This window comes from Brevibacillus daliensis (assembly GCF_021245735.1).
Classification (GTDB): Bacteria; Bacillota; Bacilli; order Brevibacillales; family Brevibacillaceae; genus Brevibacillus_B; species Brevibacillus_B daliensis.
Genome location: NZ_JAJISB010000023.1, coordinates 76,848 through 95,753, shown reverse-complemented (window position 1 = coordinate 95,753; position 18,906 = coordinate 76,848). Strand labels below are relative to the sequence as shown.

The following is an 18,906-nucleotide window of genomic DNA, read 5'->3' as shown; positions in this document are numbered from 1 at the left end:
CCCTAAAACAAGAGATAGTACATCAGGAACACATTAACCGTGAGTAGGATAAGTGCGGTTGGAGCCTGAGCTTTAATAACTGCGTTTTTATCAGGTAAATCAAGCAAGGCTGCTGGAACAATGTTGAAGTTAGCTGCCATCGGAGTTAAAAGCGTACCGCAATAGCCAGAGAACATCCCGATTGCACCTAGTACAGCAGGATCACCACCATGCATTTGTACCAATAGCGGAAGTCCGATCCCTGCTGTCATCACGGGGAACGCAGCAAATGCATTTCCCATTACCATCGTAAAGAGTGCCATCCCTACCACATAAGCAACGACAACAAAAAAACGATTATCTACTGGAATAGCAGAACCAACCAAATCAGCAACAACCGTACCAACACCTGCTGCTCCGAATAAAGCACCTAGCGTGGCAAGCATTTGTGGAAGCACAGAAGCCCAGCCAATCGCATCCAGCAATCGACGAGATTCTTTAATCGGTTGAATTCCTTTGGTTCGGGTAATGCTCATGGCTACTACTAACGAGATCATACATGCGATACCCAGACTAACCAATGTGACGTTCTGCTGATCTAACAGGAATAGATCACCAATCTGTGTTTTCTTCAACACAACACTGCCAATCACCGTTACGATTGGAATCAATAGCGCGGGAATAAACAGTTTGTTGCCAAAGCGACGAGAGCTGGCTTCACGTTCCTGATCGGTTGTTTGTTGGTAACTCCCCATTCTTACGCCACCAAATCCTGCGATAATAGCAAGAACGATGACCAGAATCCCCATGTAAAGCGGAGGTATTACTTTTCCGAAAATAAAAGAGATTCCGAACAATCCCCAGAAAAGGGCAGTAGTGAAACGACGTGGGTTACTTTTATCAGTAAAAGAAAGTATGGAAATGATCGCTAGAAAAATACCTGCTATATAGTATACATATTCAAGTTGAAATATCATGTAGATTCACCATCCTTCATCAGCCATCGATTCGATTTTTCGTAGAGTGATTGTATTCTTTCATATACGCTGCGATTTTTCCGTCAAAAAGATATAATCGAGTTCCGTGAATCAGGAAGGCACAAATGGCTGTAGGTATTCCCCACATTGCTAAATGAAGTGGCTCCATGACAATTCCATTTTGCTGGAAGAAACCATGCATCAGTAAGATGGCACCGAAAGCAATAAAGATATCTTCACCAAAAAACAATCCAACGTTATCTGTAGCAGCAGACTGCGCTTTTATCTTATTACGTAGCTCTTCTGGTAATTCGCCATGCTTGTTTTCTGCTGCACCTTCTGCCATTGGTGCTACGAGTGGTCGAACCATTTGGGCATGTCCACCTAAACTGGTTAAGCCCAAAGCAGCCGTGGATTCACGCACGAATAAATACAAGATGAGCAAGCGACCTGTAGTTGCCGCTTTTACTTTACTAATCAGAACCTGAGACTGTTCTTTGAGCCCATATCGTTCTAACAGCCCGATGATTGGCAAGGTTAATATGAATAGGGATAAATAGCGGTTTTTCTCAAAAGCCGTACCAAACGTAATCAGGATTTCTTCCACAGAGAGATTACCGGCCAGACCTGTGGCGATTCCCGCGACAGTTACAACTAGCAATGGATTAAATTTAAGAGCAAATCCAATTATGACAATAAGAATTCCTATTAATGGCCACATGGGTACTCCCCCTTGTTCTTTAAGCTTTTTTCCTACGTTGAAGCGAATGGCACAACAAAAATTTCTGCTTGTTCCAGACGTTGGCGAATCTCTTTAGCGAATTGGAGCGCATGTACTCCATCGCCGTGGATGCAAATCGTATCGGCTCTTAGCTGTACCTCGGTTCCTTGCTCAGAGATTACTGTTCCTTCTTTGATCATTTGAATAACTTGTAAGGTTGCCTGCTCCGTATCAGTGATCAGGGCACGAGGGTCCCTTCTTGAGGTAAGAGTGCCATCTTGTTGATAAGTGCGATCAGCAAACACCTCGTGTGCAGTCCGAAGCCCCATTGCTTCCCCTGCCTTCACTAATTCACTGCCTGACAAGCCGTATAATACCAATGACTGATCAAAGTGAAAGACTGCGCGAGCAATCGCATCAGCAAGCATTTGATTTTTGGCTGCCATATTATATAAGGCTCCATGTGGTTTCACATGGTGTAGCTGTGCTCCCTCTGTTTTTACAAAGGCGGACAGTGCACCTAATTGATACAACACCATCTCATATGCCTCTTCTGAAGAAATCATCATCTCTCGTCGACCAAAACCGTTTAAATCAGGTAATCCGGGATGTGCGCCAATTGCAACACCATTTTCTAGTGCGAGACGGACTGTCTTTCGCATCGTAGCAGGGTCACCTGCGTGATAACCGCAAGCAATGTTAGCAGACGTAACAAATGGCAGAATCTCCTGGTCCTTACCTATTTGATACGCTCCAAAACTCTCTCCCAAATCACAGTTCAAGTCCACCCTGTACATATTCATCCTCCTCCAATCAATCGTCCCATAATTCGGAACTATAATTCCGTAATATGGTTTGTTTTTCATTATAAAATTATTAAAATATTTTGACAAGATAAAAAATTGAAGGGATTCGTGAGTAATCGTGAGAATGAAAAATACGTTTCTCTATCTGCTGTTGGTATAAAGAAATACAAAAAAGTAGCCCCATTTATGAGCTACTTTTCCGCGTTATTTATTTTGTTCCTGCACCTAATGATAGGAGATATCTAAGGGAGAAATTTTACAAAGGCTTGGTCTACATACGCCGTCTTACCGTTGTACATTACTTTTAGCCAGCCCTGATGAGAACCTACTACCTCAAGTACTGTATTTTTCGGAACTGCTACCAAGATCTTTGCATCAGGAGATGGCTGTAGACGAAGATTTAAGAAATATACAGTTACGGTTGCTTGGTTGTTTTTCGATAACTGAGTTACGGTTGGCGCTGGGACTGGTTGTACAGTTGATGCAGTTGGTTGTACAACTGTAGCGGATGGGACTGTTTTTTCATCTGTTTTCTGTTTTTCGTTAGTAGTAGTAGGTTTTGCCTTACGTGCTTTGTTTACTTGTTGATAGAATTCACCTTTTGTTATACCTGCTTTAAAGCCATCTGCATTACAATTAGCTTTTTTAGCAATATCATTTATTTCCTGCTGTGTTATAGGATCTTTAATGTTGATAGAAGCAATATTCGTATACTTCCCATCTGCTGTTTTTGGCACTTCTAGAATACCGTCATTCATTAATTCGACTACATCAGCACGAGCTGGAGCAGTTGTATCAATACCGATTACTTTCCAATACTGTTCATTATTTGGGGTATATACTCCATTTTTCACTTCTTTAAGATATTTCATGGAAAGGTTACGGATCGTTCCACCTGTTTCTCCATACGCATCATTTTGCTTAGAGGACCACAGCTCTTCAAAGGAACGACCTTCTAATGCTCCACCTTTCGCTTGAAGTGCTTCCATTCTGTAAGAGTTCATCCCTAGTTTTAAGGAATCTTCCGCTTTAATTGGAGTTTCATCCATTCGACGAAGGTTAGTGATTCGCTCTCCATAAGGTTTAGACAAATCAATTTCATATTTCACATTACCAAAGAAATCATTGGTACTATATTTGGAAGAACGACGTTTCTCATCAAAGCTAATGGTCACATCACCAGGTCGAGTCGAATTAAAATAGCCTGCTGCCCATTCCATATAATCCTTTAGATCCTTACCTGTTACCTTATAGATCGTAACCTCTCCACCTGCATACTGGTAGTTGTATGCAATATCTTTTTTCTTGATTGGTCCAACATCCAGCTTCGCCTTGTCGTTATCAATCTGGTGAGCAACTACATCCGCCTTGCTGTAATGCAGCATGACTTCATTAAAGAAATTCGCCAATGGTGTCGCCTGAACTTGCACCTGTGGAATACCTGCAATCTCATTTTTCGGTACTAGATTTCCACCTTTTAATTCCGCTACGGAGATATTGGCATCTGCGCGGGCAAATTCGTGGAATGGTTGGAGCGTCTTTTCCAATTCAGCATGAGAAACAGCTGCTTTCCCATCTTTATCTATTACCGGTATCGCTTTTGCTTCTCTCTTTTTCAATTCAACCTTATCACCTTGTTTTTCAAAAGTAAGGTCGATTCGGGATAAATGGGTAGCATACTTATCTGGTTCTGTGATAAGAACACCATTCACTTCTTCACTATTCACCATTTTATGCATGTGACCTGCGAATATGGCGTCCAGCTCAGGATTAGCCTTTGCAATATCTGCCACACCTGTATCCTGGATACCATTTTCATTATCAACACCCATATGCATCAAGCCAACGATAGCATCTACTTTGCCTTCTAGTTCTTTAATCGCAATTTTGGTTTCTTCGACAGGATTATTAATGACCAATCCTTTTAAATGATCAGTACCTTCCTCAAATTCGGTAATCATTGGGGTAACCATACCGATAATACCAATTTTTACGCCGTCTTTCTCAATGATAGTGGTAGCAGGATGAAACCGTTTTCCATTTTCATTATAAATATTTCCCGTAAGGATTTGCCCCTCAAATTGGCTACTGATTTTATCCAGAACATCTAGACCAAAGTTAAATTCATGGTTACCAAACGTCCAAATATCGTAGCCCATTTCATTCATTGCCGCTATCATAGGGGACTTGGGTTGGTCATTAAATAATTCAGCCGAATTGTCCTGAATCATATCACCGGCATCCATAAGAATCGAGTTAGGATTCTCAGCTCTAATTTCCTCAATCATGCTATAAAGCTGAGTCATACTTCCTTTATCATTCGGACCATCCATGGCATACTCCCAAGGCATAAATCGCCCATGGATATCTGAAGTTGCCATCAGAGTAATCTGTACCTCTTCACTTTCTGCTGCCTCTGCAGGAGCTGGTGCAATCATACCCGTTGCAATCATCGAAAAACCAAGTACAGTACTTACAAGACCTTTAAAAGCCTGACTATATCTTCTCATGTCCTGCCTCCTTATTCTCAATGTTACGCTACTCTCTATAGTTGCGTACTCTTGTAGACTAACCTAATCAAAAATAACCTACAAGGTAACATGCTTACTTTTCACTTGATAACAATCTGATTTTAACTGTATATTCACAATTGATATACCAAATATGGGTGTAATGTAAATGATTTGTTTTTGGCCGCAAAAAAACTGATCATTCAACATCTAAGATGTGATGATCAGTTTTCTTACTATATTCCACTAGTATCCATACTCTGCGGAAAGCTCTCTTGATAGCCAAGGAGCCTGGAAATATGTTCAGCTGCGTCTCGTGTTTTGTTAATGAGATTACCCAGTTTCTCCGACTGAAATCTAGATTCAGGTCCTGCCACGCTTAATCCAGCAACCATATTCCCCAAATGATCCAGAATAGGTGCTGCTACAGATACTGTTCCTTTTTCCAGTTCAGAAAAACTAATTGTATAATAATGCTCTCGTGAGCTTGCTACTAGACTGGCTAATTGAGCCTTGTCGGTAATGGTTCCCGATGCAATCGGGATTAGTTCCACATGATTCATATATGCTGCCCGTTCTTCCTCTGGCAAAAACGAGAGGATAATTCGTGAGCATGCTCCAGCATAGAGAGGGGCTCTTCGCCCTTTCTTCGTATATAATCGGACAGGATGGGGAGTATCCAGCTTCTCGACATACAGAGCATCTTGTCCATCTTTCATAATGAGATTAACCGCTTCTCCCACTTCATTACGCAACTCATCCATGGTGGGCAAGGCAATCTGGCAGATATCCAGACGATCATAAACAAGTTGACCTAGTTGCAACAATAGTAATCCTAATCGATATCGACCCTCTGCATCTTTTTGCAAAATACCCATCTCTTCAAGAGATCCTACCATACGGTGTACTGAGGTTTTGGGTTTACCAGACAAATCAACCAATTGTTTTAACGTAAGGGTTGGATGAGTAAGAAAAAAAGTCAGTAAATCCATTGCCTTTACAACTGTTTTGTTCTTGTTTTGCATCCCTGCTTCTTTTCCTTTCCTTCTCATTGAACTCATGTTACGAACTCTTATTGCGACCTGTGACTCATGATAAATCTCATGATAAATCGTATAGTATTTTTCTTATCCAGGCAATGCAATAATATTAATCAAGACCGATATGCTTATCGTATGCCTGGTAGATAGCTCGGCAGATTTCTGAGGCAGATCGCCCTCCATAACCACCTTCTGGCACAACGACTGCTACCGCAAGCTTCGGGTTATCTGCTGGGGCAAATGAAATAATGACGCCATTATTGACGCGTGCATACTTGCTCCAACGGGTCTTTGATTTCTTAGTTATGGAGTCGTGAAAAGAAACAGGTATATAAATGTCCTGTTCTGATGTCCCTGTCTTTGCAGCAACATCATAAGGCAAATCTCGAAAGGATTGAACTGCTGTACCTCCAGGTTTGGTAACCAGCATCATACCGTTTTTAATTACATTCCAATACGATTCTGGTGCCTCCCACTTGCTCTGCACGACAGGCTTAGACTGAAAAATAACATCTCCCTGACCAGTTACAATCCGATCTACCAGCTGCGGCTGTACCCGAACGCCTTTATTAGCTAACGTCGCTGCATACTGGGTTAATTGCATGGTCGTTGCTCTGATTTGTTGACCAAAGGAGGCTTGGACCATTGCGGCAAGCGGACCATATTGCTTCCCCATGCTCTTGAAGTCTTCTTTACCTTCCTGCTCACCTGGTAGATTGATACCTGTAGTTACACCTAATCCAAACGCATGATAATAGGTTGATAATACTTCGACAGAGGACGCCTTTCTTTTTCTGGCAAATTCCTGTCCGATTCTAGCCATATAGGTATTGGAAGACTTTTGAATAGCCCGCTCTGGATTAAGCATTCCATAAATATGCCCTTCATCATTACGGATCTTATCCGTTCCTCGTCCATAATAATAAACTCCCGTATCCTGCCAACGGTCATTGGACTTGATCAAACCTTCCTGTAAACCAAGAAGCACCGTTATCGGTTTAACTGCTGAACCTACCGGAACTACTGATTTGGGATGTTTATTATTCTCCCATTCAGCAATCTTACCTGTCAAAGGTCGTACGTCGTAAGGGGCTTCTCTAATTGTTCCATTGGTGGCTGCATACTTAATTTGCTCATAGGTGTTCTCATCTGGTCCTTGTACCCACAGGTTGGGATCATATTCAGGATAGCTTACCATCGCCACAATTTTGCCTGTCTTTACTTCCATTGCGACTGCATATGCGCTTCGTGCCTGGGAAGCGATAGAGATAGAGCTACGTAATTTCGGCAAAAATTCTTCTATATAATTTCTTACATCCAGCTGTACCCGCTCGTCTATCGTCAAATACAAGTTGTTCCCCCGTTTTGGGGCCACCTTATTGCCTTCATGCAGTACATTTTGATCTGCGGTCACTTCATAATTTCGGTACCCATTTTCTCCACGTAGTTCTTTTTCATAGCTTCTCTCAATACCATCCAATCCCACTAACTGAGTAGGCAGGTATTTCCCCTTTTCCTCTTGATAGAAGCTACTTCCTATGTTCTCGGCCACATAATAAGGGCGAACATAGCCTATTGCTTGCACGGCTAGCTTGCGCTGATCATACACCCTAATCGGTTTACTAACCACATCAATGCCTGGTAGCTGTTGCCGGTGTTCCTCAATATATGCCACAATTTCTGGTGTTAAATCATAAGCTACCTCTTTTTCTAAATACTTCGGAGCCCTTCTTGAGCTTGGAATGACCTTTCCGTTTTCTAGCGCATAGCCTGCATCCATTTTTTTCAGTACTTTTGCTGCATCCATTCTAGGTAGCACCCTTGCCAAATGAGTAGATAGCTCCCATGCCTCTTCCTTTTTCAAGCCTTCCTTCTCATGAAATACAGCCGTAAATGAACCTCTGCTAAACACAAGCAGCTTTCCGTTTCGATCATATATGTTTCCTCGCACGGCGGGGATCGGGTCTTTTTTGCTGGTTCTTGAATCGAGAACAGCCTCAAAGGTTTCCCCTTGCACCAATTGTAAATAAGCAAGACGTAGCACAATAGAACAAAACAGGAGAAAAGCAATCAGAAAAATAATCTGCACACGATTGCTTCGCTCCTGTTTTTCCATGTTTTTTTCGGACGTATCCATTCTGTTATCCTCGCTTTTTCCGCATGTTTTTCATAGTTTTCTCCGTTTATCAAGAAAACATGAATCCAAAGCAGGAAAAGACCCGTACTATAAGTCGAGCATGTAACCAAAGCGAGGAATCGTAACGATTAAATCACCATAGGGACCTAATCTCTTGCGCAGGCGATACACTAAAGCATTAATCTCCCCACGACCAACATCCGGCAAATCGACTTCATCAGAAATGAGTCGCTCCGGCCAGACTAACATTTTTACCTCATCATAGCTGACAGCTTGATTCGCTCTTTGATACAGAGCTAATAATAAATCTAAATCTTTACCAGAAAGCTGGAGACGTTCACCATCCACTAATACTTCTCTTCGTTCCATGTTAATCACTAAGCCTGATTCAACCTTTTCAAGCTGGCGATTCGCCTGCTCAGCTAGCTTAGCGGCAAGGGCTTGGGAGAATTCCTGAGTCGCCTCCCACTCATTTTCATTGGAACAAAAGATAAGTTCTGCTTCCCCCTTGGCAAGCGAGATCAAGTCTCCCTTCTCCAACGTATGCGGTGCTGTCCCAAGCTGCTCTCCATTCACTTCGGTACCATGCTTACTAGTAAGGTCGGTCAAGAAATATTGCTGACCTACCTTACGGATCAAGGCATGCCGACGAGAAATGTACAAGCTGGAAAAAGCAATGTCAGGCTCATATGCCTTGCCGCTTCTTCCTAGGTATAAATCTTGATCCATGATATATTTTTTAGCTGTAGCCAAATTACTTTCGCCTTTTTTCACTAATAGGTAAACTTCTAAATCAGCCATCTTATCACTCCAAAAAAGTACGTACCATATATCCTCTATTATAAGAGTAGGAGATTCGTTTGTGAACAAGCAGAAGAGCTGACCTTTTGTCAGCTCTTTTCAATCACTACTTTTCAGCTGGGAGCAACTTGTATTTTTGAAAGATTTTCGTTGTGATCTCTTTGGCTTTAGCAGAAGCAGGATTTTTATCAGCATCTACATTGGTTGCAAAGACATATGTCCGATCCTCTGTTGTCAGAAAACCAACGTACCATCCTACAGACGGGTTGTTGCGTGTGCCTGTTTTCGCGTATAAGGTGTAGGTATCTCCTTCATCTACAATCATAGTACGCTTCACGGTTTTCATTACCTTCTTATCGAGTGGTAATGTATCTTTATATAACTTCTCCAAGAAAATGACCTGTTGCATCGGGGAGATTTTTAACGAACTGTTTAGCCAAAAAGAATCAATACCTCCACTGATATCTGCGTTACCATAGGAGAGCTTAGTCAACCATTCTTTCATGCGCTGATTGCCAATATCACGCGCCAGAGCTTGATAATACCAAACGACGGAATGCTTCATAGCAGAACCTAACGTATGATCCTTATTCCAAACCTCTAGATCTCGGGCAACACCATCCCATTTTTTAATGGAATATTCATCTTCTACCGCTTTCACTTGCAATCCGATTAACGCATTTGCTATTTTAAACGTTGATTCAGGTGCCTGCGGAATATTCGCCCGCTCCTGGTTGTATACAAAAGTTTCATTTTCCTTTAAATCGCGAATAATAAATGTTCCTTCCCCATCAGGGAAAAACTCTTGCACATCAATAACGTCTATAATAGATTTATTATGTTTATCCGGTGTTTTAGCGTAAATGCTGCTCCCGACTATCGCTAAGCTCATCATGACGAGCAAGCCGTATTTTATCCAATCCTTCATCACTTGTTCACTCCTGTTACCATGTTCCTTTGTTACAGTTTCCATGATAAATGATAGGAAAATACAGAAAAATGGCAGGACAATCACAAATTGCTAAGAAATTCCTGATGCAAGGATCACTCATACCGGCATTACCCCGTACTATTACGATCTTGACTCCCTATCAGTAGAGTGGTACTCTTTCGGCATTCTGATTTCCTTAGCGAATGTTTTCATTCATATCGGGAAGTAATACAAGAACTGGCATACATTTCGATATAGAAAAAAAGGAGGTGCCCACTGGCATGCTTCGTGTAACACACCTAAGCAAAATATATAACGGAAAAGTGCCATATCGCGCTTTGACCGATGTATCCTTTCATATTGAAAAAGGAGAGTTCGTTGGCATTATGGGTCCATCGGGTAGTGGAAAAACGACCTTACTCAATATGATTGCTACCATTGATAAGCCTACTTCCGGGGAAGTCTTACTCAATAGAGAAAATCCTTTCCACCTAAGCAGATCCAAAATGGCACTGTTTAGACGACGAAACCTAGGATTTGTTTTTCAGGATTTCAATCTACTTGATACGATGACTCTTGCTGAAAACATTGTGGTTCCACTTGCTCTCGACTATTACAACATCCAGGAAATCACGCAAAGGCTACAGGAGGTTACCAGAAAACTGGGGATCAGCGAAATTCTGGACAAGCGTACATACGAGGTATCAGGCGGTCAATTACAACGTGCCGCAATCGCACGTGCCATTATTCATTCCCCCGCTTTGTTACTAGCCGATGAGCCTACTGGCAATCTGGATTCTAAGGCTTCCCGTGTCGTCATGGAATTATTAGAAACGATCAACCATGAACGCGGGACTACAATGATGATGGTTACCCACGATCCTGTTGCCTCCAGCTACTGCGATCGCGTCCTCTTCATTAAGGACGGTAAGTTTTATAACGAGATACAGCGAGGAGAAAGTCGTCAGGTATTTTTTCAACAAATACTGGATGTCCTCGCCTTGTTGGGAGGGAACACGAATGACCTTACTTCCCTTACTCTTTACTAATCTAAGGCGGAAATCTCGAGCATACCTTGCCTATTTTGTAAGTACATCCTTTGTCGTGATGGTTTATTTCACCTTTGTTATGTTTATCCATCACCCTGATTTTAATAAGGAGGGTACGCCAACTTATTTTCCTGTTGGCCTCTCTGCATCACTGACCATTCTTACCATATTTACCTTTCTGTTTTTATGGTTTTCCATGAATTCATTTCTACGAATGCGTAAGAAGGAACTCGGCATTTTAACAATCATGGGTATTTCTCGCATACAGTTTTATCTGATGATTATTCTTGAAAACATAATAATTCTGGGAATAGCAGTCTTAGCGGGGATTGCTTCAGGGCTTCTCTTCTCAAAGGCATTCTTGATCTTTGGTTCTGCAATCCTCTATCTGGAAGAGCTTCCCTTCTATTTTCCGTTAGAGGCGATCAAGGAAACGATTAGCTCATTCGGGATAATGCTGGTACTTATCACGATATTCATGCTGATAACAGTTAGAAAATCTTCCATTGTTGATCTGTTACATGGTGCTCATACCCATAAAAAGGAGCCCAAAAGCTCCATCCTGTTATCGTTATTATCAGCTACCTGCTTATTGATTGCCTACGGGAATGTCTTTCTTTTAAAAAATGATACCTTTGCGGTCATTACCTGGATGATTCCAGCGATTATCCTAACCTGTATCGGAACGTACTTTTTCTTTTCTCAACTCAGTATCTACTTACTAAAACTGGCTAAAAGGTGGCTCTCTTTTTATTGGAGAGGAACACGGTTGCTATGGTTATCAGATCTCGCTTACCGAGTAAAAGAAAATGCCATGATGTTTTTTATGGTAACGATTGTTTCCACTACTTCTTTCACAGCGGCAGGTTCAATCTCCAGCGCAGTTCAACTGATGGAGAGCACAGCACAAACGTATCCATTCTCTATGCAATATCAGTATTTCAGTGACTCAACCTCTCCTGAAAAAGCAGCGCGCGATTTAGGAATCATTGAGGGTAAATTAAACGAGTTACATCTGGACTATCAGCAAGTACAAGTTGTAAGTACCTATTTGCCTGAAATGAAGCATCTGGAGATTATTAGCTTGTCAGATTATAACAAGGCTGCTTTGATGTTAGGATTACCTTTACTTCCTGATATTCAAAACGGGGATGCGATCCTGCTAGATGTACGGGCAAACAGTACTGATACAGATTACTCGAAAATCTCAGCTACCATTCGAGGAGAACCGTTCCATTTGACAAGGAAAACAAATCAGCTGATTTTATCTAGTCTCACATATGCCCTAATCATCAATAATCATGATCTGGAAAAGCTGAAGAGACCTACCGATAAAAAAGTGATCTATTACGGTTACGTCGTACCTGCTTGGGACCAAGCTACTGATAAGGTCCCGATTAAGCACATCGGAAATGAATTGAAAAAACAATTAGGTCTGGACGCTTATAGTCCATCTTTACAAGTTCGGGATGCATTTAATCAAGAAATGAAGGAACAGTTGAATGCTACCCTTCTCATAGGATTGATGATTACTGTAGTCTTTTACGTATGTGCCGCCAGCTTCCTTTATTTTCGACTGTATGGCGACCTAGAGCGAGACAAGTATCATTACCGTACGATTTATAAAATGGGGATGTCCCTGGAAGAGTTGAACAAGAGCTTAACGGTTGAAATCGCCTTACTCTTTTTCGCTCCATTTTTAATGGCGATTCTTCATACCTCAGTAGCTTTGTTCGCTCTGCAAAAGTTGTACAGTGGTTTAGCGGAGTTCTCTATTTTTACCGTTTCACTCATTTGTATATTAGGTTTTTTCATTTTACAGCTGATCTATTTCCTCGTAGTTCGAGCAAGATTTATTCAGCATGTGAAACGTCATTTATTGATGTAAGCAAAACTTCTATCGAAGTCCTTTCGAAGAAGCTGGTTCTCATTAGCGGATGTTTTTCATCCGTATCAGGAAGTGATCCTTCGAAGTTTATACTTTCTGATACAGTAAACAAAAACCCCTCCAAAATCACAACACTGTGGTTTTGGAGGGGTTCAATTTTTACTGATATATCATTTACATTACCCTTGAGGAATCGACTGTACCATAGTAGACAGGCTTGTCAGTTTATCCTGGGCTGTGATTTGTACGTGGTTCAAGTCATAGTAGAAGCCTTTTTGATTCATTAAGTCTTCATGGGATCCACGTTCGATGATCTCACCTTGTTTAATCACCAAAATCTGATCAGCCTCTTGAATCGTACTGAGTCTATGTGCGATTACAAAGCTAGTGCGTCCTTCCATCAAGGTACGCAATCCTTTTTGAATAAGCATTTCTGTTCTGGTATCAATGCTGCTGGTTGCCTCATCGAGAATTAAAATAGCTGGGTCTGCTAGAATAGCACGAGCAATTGTCACTAGCTGACGTTGTCCCTGACTCAGATTGCTTGCATCCTCCATCAATTCCGTATCATAACCTTTGGTCAGCTTTTTGATGAATGTATGAGCATTCGCAAGTTTTGCTGCTTCCTCTACTTCTTCATCAGTAGCTTCTAGTCTACCGTATCGAATATTCTCCTTGATTGTACCTTGGAACAGATAGGTATCCTGTAGAACCATTCCGATCGAGGAGCGTAAATCATCCTTATTCAGTTCCCTGATATCCTGACCATCGATTGTTACCTTGCCATTATTTACATCATAAAAACGCATTAACAAATTAACGATTGTCGTTTTACCTGATCCAGTCGGACCTACCAAGGCAATCATTTCACCTGGTTTTGCCGTCAGATTGATTTCTTTTAAAATCGGAACATCAGGTTTATAACCAAAGCTAACATCTTCAAAAACCACGTTACCTTCCACTTTTGTAAGAGGACGGGTAATCTTTTGATCAGCAAATTCCGGTTCTTCATCTAACACCTCGAAGACACGTTCCGCTCCAGCAATCGCCGCTTGTAACAAGTTAAATTGGTTCGCTAGCTCGTTAAGTGGTCTTGAAAATTGCTTAGAATAGTTAAGGAAAGCTGAGATAATCCCAATCGTAATAATCCCCTGCACTGCCATATAACCACCTGCTGCTGCGACAAATGCAAAACTGATGTTATTGATTGCATTCATCAAAGGAGGGATAAAACCTGAGATAATCTGCGCTTGTGTCCCCACTTTTTTCAGGCGCTGATTCTTCTCTTGAAACTCCTCTAACATTTTTTCTTCCCGTCCAAACGCTTTAACCACTCTTTGGCCCGAAATACCCTCTTCCATAAATCCATTGAGCGTTCCTAGCTCTTTTTGCTGAGCAGCAAAAAGCTTACGCGTACGTCCAGCAATTTGTTTGGTTACATAAAAGCCTAACGGAACAATCAAAAGGGTGAACAACGTTAACATCGGACTTAGGAGAAGCATCATTCCCACGGCACCTGTAACCGTAATTATACTGGTTACAATTTGGATCGTACTTTGGGAGAGGGACGTATTAATATTCTCCACATCGTTCGTTAATCTGCTCATGATGTCTCCACGAGGTCTTGTATCGAAGAAACGTAGTGGCAGTGTCTGTACCTTATCAAATACCTCTTTACGGATATTCGTAACGGTTCTTTGGGAAACTCCTGCCATCAAATACGTTTGTAGCCATGATGTAAACGCCCCACATGCATAAACAGCTATGAGACAAATAATAAAAGTACTTAGTGTCGTAAAGTTCGTCTCCCCAGGTCCAATCCCTAAACTATCAACTGATTTACCAATAAAATAGGGACCCATTAAATTAAATGCTGAACTTACAATGACAAGCAAGACAACAATTAGTAAGGAGCGGCGCTCTACTTTTAAATAACCCCATAATCGCTTCACTGTTTCACTGGCATTCGCTGCTTTTACCTTCGGAACAACCTGACTGGGTCCAGGCCCTCTAAATCCACCTTGACCAGATCTTCCTTGCTCTTCTGTATGAGATGATTTTGACAACTAAATCGCCTCCTCTCTCATTTGTGAGCGGTAAATCTCCTGATAGACATCGCAACGTCCGATCAGCTCCAGATGATTACCGATATCCACAATCTGTCCGTTATCAAGCACAATGATTTGATCAGCACCCATTACAGAATGAATACGTTGTGCAACAAGGAGAGTGGTCGTTTTTTCCATTTGCTCTTTAAGTGCTTGTTGAATAGCAGACTCTGTAGCTAAATCGACAGCACTTGTACTATCATCCATGATAAGGATGGCAGGTTTTCTTACCAATGCACGCGCTAATGACAGACGTTGCTTTTGTCCACCAGACAGGTTAACTCCTCGTTGCCCAATGACGGTATCATAGCCATCTGACAATTTCTTAATAAATTCATCTGCTTGCGCTGCCTTGGCCGCAGCTAATACTTCCTCTTCTGTCGCCTCTTGATAACCCCAGCGGATATTATCAGTAATGGTTCCAGAAAAGAGTACAGCTTCCTGCAACACGATCCCGATCTGGCTTCTCAACTCTGCTAATTTCAATTCGCGTATATCTGTTCCATTCAACAAAATGCTACCCTCGGTCACATCGTAAAAACGTGGAACTAAATTCATCATCGTCGTTTTACCTGATCCTGTAGCACCTAGAATAGCTACTGTTTCACCTGGTTTGGCTGTGAAAGAGATGTTTTTTAATGATGATTCCGTCGATTCAGGATAGTGAAAGGATACATTTTTATATTGAAGCAAGCCTTCAGTGCTTTGTAATCCGGTTGTTCCGATGTCCTTAACGCTTGTATCCGTTTGTAGCACCTCTGTAATTCGGTCTGCTGATACTTTGGCACGCGACACCATCATTAACATCATACTAGCCATCATGAGTGCAAAAAGAATTTGGGTTAAATAGTTGGTAAATGCAATGACTTCACCGACCTGCATGGTACCTGTGTTCACCTGAATCCCACCGAACCATAAAACAGCCACAATACTCAGATTCATAACCAGCATCATGAGAGGCATCAAAAGCGCCATAATTTGAGCAGCCTTAATTGATACTTCCATGAGTTGCTCGTTTTGAGTATTAAACCGTGTTTTCTCAAATGTAGAACGCACAAATGCTTTTACCACCCGCACGCCTGCCAGATTTTCACGTGAGGCACTGTTTACCTGATCCAGACGTTTTTGTACTTTACCAAACAACGGAAAACCTTTACGCATAATGAAAAAGAGCGCAACGGCAAGTACAGGAATGGTTACTAACAATACTAGTGCCATCTTGGCATTTAGTGAGATTGCCATGATGATACCGCCTAAAAATAATAGTGGAAACCGTGTCATCATCCGTAGCATCATCAAAACAATATTCTGCACTTGCGTTATATCATTCGTTAATCTTGTAATAAGCGAGGAGGTCTTAAACTGATCCAGACGATCAAAGGAGAAACTCTGAATTTTACTAAAGAGTTGCTCACGCGTATCCGCACCGAACCCTTGAGAAGTAATACTGGCAAAATAGATACATCCACATCCTCCAATAATACCTAGCAAGGCAACACCAATCATCAATACCCCTGTTTGTAAAATATACGGAACATCTCCGTTTGCAATACCATAGTCAACAATGTGCGCCATTAGTGTAGGCTGTAGAAGATCCATCATTACTTCTACCAACATCAGGAGAACTGCTGCTATTGCAGTCATTTTATAGGGTTTAAGATTTTTCAATAACAATCCCATTCGACTGCTTCCCCCTTCATTAATTTATTTAGCTAGCTAACTATTAAATTATAGTTCTTCCAAATTACGATTCATATGAAGAAGAAAACGACGCAACAAGAACTTTTCTTCTTCCAAAAAACCTTCAAAACATTTCTCCTCCACATTTTTTACTATTTTATTCACATGTTCAAGCTTAGAATGTCCCTCTAACGTCATAAAGACACGAGAAGCTCGAAGATCGTCAGGATCAGGTCTGCGCTCAATTAAACCTGCATTCTCCATCTGATTAAGCTTAACCGTTACCGTAGCAGGTTTGATTCTTAGTCTGCTTACCAGCTCCTTTTGAATCATTCCATCTTGCTTAGCCAATATAAACAGGACGGGCAATTGACCTGGGTAAATTCCAATTTCAACCGATGCTTTTAATATCTGTTGATTATAGTTACGCACTACCTGTGACAATAGCATTTCCAATGAGTCCAAATATGTTTCGCCCACATGCAGCACCCCAATTTTCGTTTTTGGTCCCTTCAATTTAGTTAGCTTGCTATCTAATAAACTGCATTATACTCTTTTAACTGGGTTGGTATCAAGGGGGCAATCACATTTTTTTACTGGTTCATTATGGAAAAGTAAATCTGTTACTATAATATGTATAGTAAGAAAATATCGATACAAACTCATAGATTCGACGTACAATTGATATTGATAGAGAAGCAATTTATCCCATAGCTATATTGAGATTTTGAAAAACATAGCTTTACTAAGCCTTTGCTGCACGTATGCGGACAAGGATGTTATACATGCTTATCCGTAAAAAAATTCAAACCGAGGTGACAGGCATGTTCAAAAAATTTCTATCCAGAATTGGAGTAGGTGGAGCAACAATCAATTTGGAACTTGATCGCTCGCTTATCCAAATGGGCGAACCAGTGACGGGAAGTATAATCGTACAGGGTGGAGAAGTTGAGCAAGAAATCAATGAAATCACAGTTCAATTTCGAGTAGATTCCCGTTATGCCCACGACGAAAGAACCTACGAGGTTAATGAAATAGTGGCAACCATGCCTCCACTTGAGCCGTTTATGATTGCTTCTAAGGAGCGTAAGATCTTCCCTTTCACCATGAAAATTCCTGATCATATTGCAATCAGTTCTCTAACCACCCAATATTATTTCAGCACCAATTTAGATATAGCAGAAGCGATTGATGCTTTTGATCGTGATTATATTGATGTCCTGCCATCAGGTCTAATGAAAAATTTTCATGAAGGCTTGAAACTGCTTGGTTGTCGTATTAAGGCAGAGGCGTTTACTGGCAAATATCAGTTTTTTAACTTTGAACCAACCACTTGGCTTCGTGGCAAGCTGGATGAATTGGTCTTTCATTTAGAGCCTGCCAATTCGAAAACCAGCATTTCTGGCCACTTTGAAGTGGATAGAAAAACATCAGGTATCATTGGCAAAATGTTTGATAAAATGGACTTGGATGAAATCAAAGGATTTTATCGTTTCACCGATGCGCAATTAGCTACACCTGAAAAAGCTGCTGAATCCATCAAAAACTTTGTGGAAAATATATATAACGATTTGCATCATTAGAATATATGGCATCATGCCAATAGCAAAAAGCACCTGCTACCATAACTGGAGAAGGTGCTTTTGTTAATGGAAAATACCCGCCATATAAATGATTGCTGGTACATATAGGAACAAAAGAACAATAGACAGGAAAGCAATCGCAGGTAGTGCCTTCTGTTTTAGTTTCGTTGCAAATGTATATACGAATGTCGTTACATGGGATGCGACCAGGATCTTAAGCATATTTTCCTGACCCAATTCTGTACCTAAGAAAAGGAAGCTGATAGCTAAGGCACTTATGGTCGCAGCTACCATTGCTTTTTCGTCCACCCCATTACTACAGTCTACCATTCGCTGTATGATCGTTGTTAAACCAGTTAACGTGAAAGTGAATAATAACAGATAAAATGACCATAGTAAGAGCTCAGCGAAAGAGTAAAAAAGATTATCCTCCATTCCCTCTCCTGAAAATCCATATCCAATGATGAATAGCAGGCAAGCGACGAAAGCAACACCTGAGTTTTTCAGAAACGGTATTATACTTGTTTCCTGATAAACAGCTACTTTTGTTTGCATAATCTCCTCCCTCAAAGCCGTACTCTCTATAGTTTTCAGAATAACGTCTTTTTGGCTGTTCGATATCCGTCTCGGGGCTGATTTCTTTCTCAGACTTATTCATGTCGTTTTTGTACATCTTTAGGGATCGATGAATGTGTA

Annotated in this window: 15 protein-coding genes; 3 read left to right on the top strand and 12 right to left on the bottom strand. The window is 41.2% G+C overall.

All coding sequences use genetic code 11. The features are described from left to right. Positions 1–2: 2 nt before the first annotated feature. The 8 genes from LM917_RS16735 to blaOXA form a co-directional block, all read right to left on the bottom strand. Positions 3–956 carry a DUF979 domain-containing protein gene (locus tag LM917_RS16735; protein ID WP_232698752.1) on the bottom strand — a complete coding sequence of 318 codons (954 nt, stop codon included), beginning with the start codon at positions 954–956 and terminating at the stop codon, positions 3–5. 19 nt (positions 957–975) lie between these two features. Next, positions 976–1,677: a DUF969 domain-containing protein gene (locus LM917_RS16730; RefSeq protein ID WP_232698750.1), complete on the bottom strand. Its 702-nt coding sequence runs from the start codon at positions 1,675–1,677 to the stop codon at positions 976–978. A gap of 32 nt (positions 1,678–1,709) precedes the next feature. Continuing rightward, positions 1,710–2,474, bottom strand: coding sequence for a 5-oxoprolinase subunit PxpA (gene pxpA, locus LM917_RS16725; RefSeq protein WP_232698748.1), 765 nt, complete (start codon positions 2,472–2,474; stop codon positions 1,710–1,712). Between the two features lie 251 nt (positions 2,475–2,725). Then, positions 2,726–4,993, bottom strand: a complete 2,268-nt coding sequence (locus tag LM917_RS16720; protein WP_373688799.1) for a 5'-nucleotidase C-terminal domain-containing protein — start codon at positions 4,991–4,993, stop codon at positions 2,726–2,728. A gap of 236 nt (positions 4,994–5,229) precedes the next feature. After that, complete coding sequence (locus LM917_RS16715; protein ID WP_232698787.1) at positions 5,230–6,018, bottom strand: IclR family transcriptional regulator; 789 nt, start codon at positions 6,016–6,018, stop codon at positions 5,230–5,232. 124 nt (positions 6,019–6,142) lie between these two features. Then, on the bottom strand, positions 6,143–8,170 hold the full coding sequence (locus LM917_RS16710; RefSeq protein ID WP_232698746.1) for a peptidoglycan D,D-transpeptidase FtsI family protein: 2,028 nt from the start codon (positions 8,168–8,170) through the stop codon (positions 6,143–6,145). A gap of 87 nt (positions 8,171–8,257) precedes the next feature. Beyond that, complete coding sequence (locus LM917_RS16705) at positions 8,258–8,971, bottom strand: FHA domain-containing protein (protein ID WP_232698745.1); 714 nt, start codon at positions 8,969–8,971, stop codon at positions 8,258–8,260. A gap of 106 nt (positions 8,972–9,077) precedes the next feature. Continuing rightward, a complete protein-coding gene (gene blaOXA / locus LM917_RS16700; protein WP_232698744.1) occupies positions 9,078–9,899 on the bottom strand; it encodes a class D beta-lactamase in 822 nt (273 codons plus the stop codon). Between the two features lie 284 nt (positions 9,900–10,183). Here blaOXA and LM917_RS16695 point away from each other — a divergent pair, with 284 nt between their 5' ends. Then, positions 10,184–10,951, top strand: a complete 768-nt coding sequence (locus LM917_RS16695) for an ABC transporter ATP-binding protein (RefSeq protein WP_232698743.1) — start codon at positions 10,184–10,186, stop codon at positions 10,949–10,951. Beyond that, entirely contained in the window at positions 10,923–12,839 is a 1,917-nt protein-coding gene (locus LM917_RS16690) for an FtsX-like permease family protein (RefSeq protein WP_232698742.1), read from the top strand. The genes LM917_RS16695 and LM917_RS16690 overlap by 29 nt, the downstream gene beginning before the upstream one ends. Positions 12,840–13,018: 179 nt before the next feature. On the opposite strand, the gene LM917_RS16685 is transcribed toward LM917_RS16690, so the two are convergent. The 3 genes from LM917_RS16685 to LM917_RS16675 are packed head-to-tail and all read right to left on the bottom strand — an operon-like array spanning position 13,019 to position 17,107. Further along, entirely contained in the window at positions 13,019–14,905 is a 1,887-nt protein-coding gene (locus tag LM917_RS16685) for an ABC transporter ATP-binding protein (protein WP_232698741.1), read from the bottom strand. Beyond that, positions 14,906–16,627, bottom strand: coding sequence for an ABC transporter ATP-binding protein (locus LM917_RS16680; RefSeq protein WP_232698740.1), 1,722 nt, complete (start codon positions 16,625–16,627; stop codon positions 14,906–14,908). Positions 16,628–16,675: 48 nt separating this feature from the next. Then, positions 16,676–17,107, bottom strand: a complete 432-nt coding sequence (locus LM917_RS16675) for a MarR family winged helix-turn-helix transcriptional regulator (RefSeq protein WP_232698739.1) — start codon at positions 17,105–17,107, stop codon at positions 16,676–16,678. A 305-nt stretch (positions 17,108–17,412) separates the two neighbouring features. Here LM917_RS16675 and LM917_RS16670 point away from each other — a divergent pair, with 305 nt between their 5' ends. Next, positions 17,413–18,210, top strand: coding sequence for a sporulation protein (locus LM917_RS16670; protein ID WP_232698738.1), 798 nt, complete (start codon positions 17,413–17,415; stop codon positions 18,208–18,210). 63 nt (positions 18,211–18,273) lie between these two features. Here the strand turns inward: LM917_RS16670 and LM917_RS16665 are convergent, their stop codons facing one another. Beyond that, positions 18,274–18,765 carry a hypothetical protein gene (locus LM917_RS16665; protein WP_232698737.1) on the bottom strand — a complete coding sequence of 164 codons (492 nt, stop codon included), beginning with the start codon at positions 18,763–18,765 and terminating at the stop codon, positions 18,274–18,276. Positions 18,766–18,906: the final 141 nt, after the last annotated feature.

Excerpts from the sequence above, each read along its gene's own strand:
- LM917_RS16735 (WP_232698752.1), bottom strand. The coding sequence starts at position 956 with ATGATATTTCAACTTGAATATGTATACTATATAGCAGGTATTTTTCTA.
- LM917_RS16730 (WP_232698750.1), bottom strand. The coding sequence starts at position 1,677 with ATGTGGCCATTAATAGGAATTCTTATTGTCATAATTGGATTTGCTCTT.
- pxpA (WP_232698748.1), bottom strand. The coding sequence starts at position 2,474 with ATGTACAGGGTGGACTTGAACTGTGATTTGGGAGAGAGTTTTGGAGCG.
- LM917_RS16720 (WP_373688799.1), bottom strand. The coding sequence starts at position 4,993 with ATGAGAAGATATAGTCAGGCTTTTAAAGGTCTTGTAAGTACTGTACTT.
- LM917_RS16715 (WP_232698787.1), bottom strand. The coding sequence starts at position 6,018 with ATGCAAAACAAGAACAAAACAGTTGTAAAGGCAATGGATTTACTGACT.
- LM917_RS16710 (WP_232698746.1), bottom strand. The coding sequence starts at position 8,170 with ATGGATACGTCCGAAAAAAACATGGAAAAACAGGAGCGAAGCAATCGT.
- LM917_RS16705 (WP_232698745.1), bottom strand. The coding sequence starts at position 8,971 with ATGGCTGATTTAGAAGTTTACCTATTAGTGAAAAAAGGCGAAAGTAAT.
- blaOXA (WP_232698744.1), bottom strand. The coding sequence starts at position 9,899 with ATGAAGGATTGGATAAAATACGGCTTGCTCGTCATGATGAGCTTAGCG.
- LM917_RS16695 (WP_232698743.1), top strand. The coding sequence starts at position 10,184 with ATGCTTCGTGTAACACACCTAAGCAAAATATATAACGGAAAAGTGCCA.
- LM917_RS16690 (WP_232698742.1), top strand. The coding sequence starts at position 10,923 with ATGACCTTACTTCCCTTACTCTTTACTAATCTAAGGCGGAAATCTCGA.
- LM917_RS16680 (WP_232698740.1), bottom strand. The coding sequence starts at position 16,627 with ATGGGATTGTTATTGAAAAATCTTAAACCCTATAAAATGACTGCAATA.
- LM917_RS16670 (WP_232698738.1), top strand. The coding sequence starts at position 17,413 with ATGCTTATCCGTAAAAAAATTCAAACCGAGGTGACAGGCATGTTCAAA.
- LM917_RS16665 (WP_232698737.1), bottom strand. The coding sequence starts at position 18,765 with ATGCAAACAAAAGTAGCTGTTTATCAGGAAACAAGTATAATACCGTTT.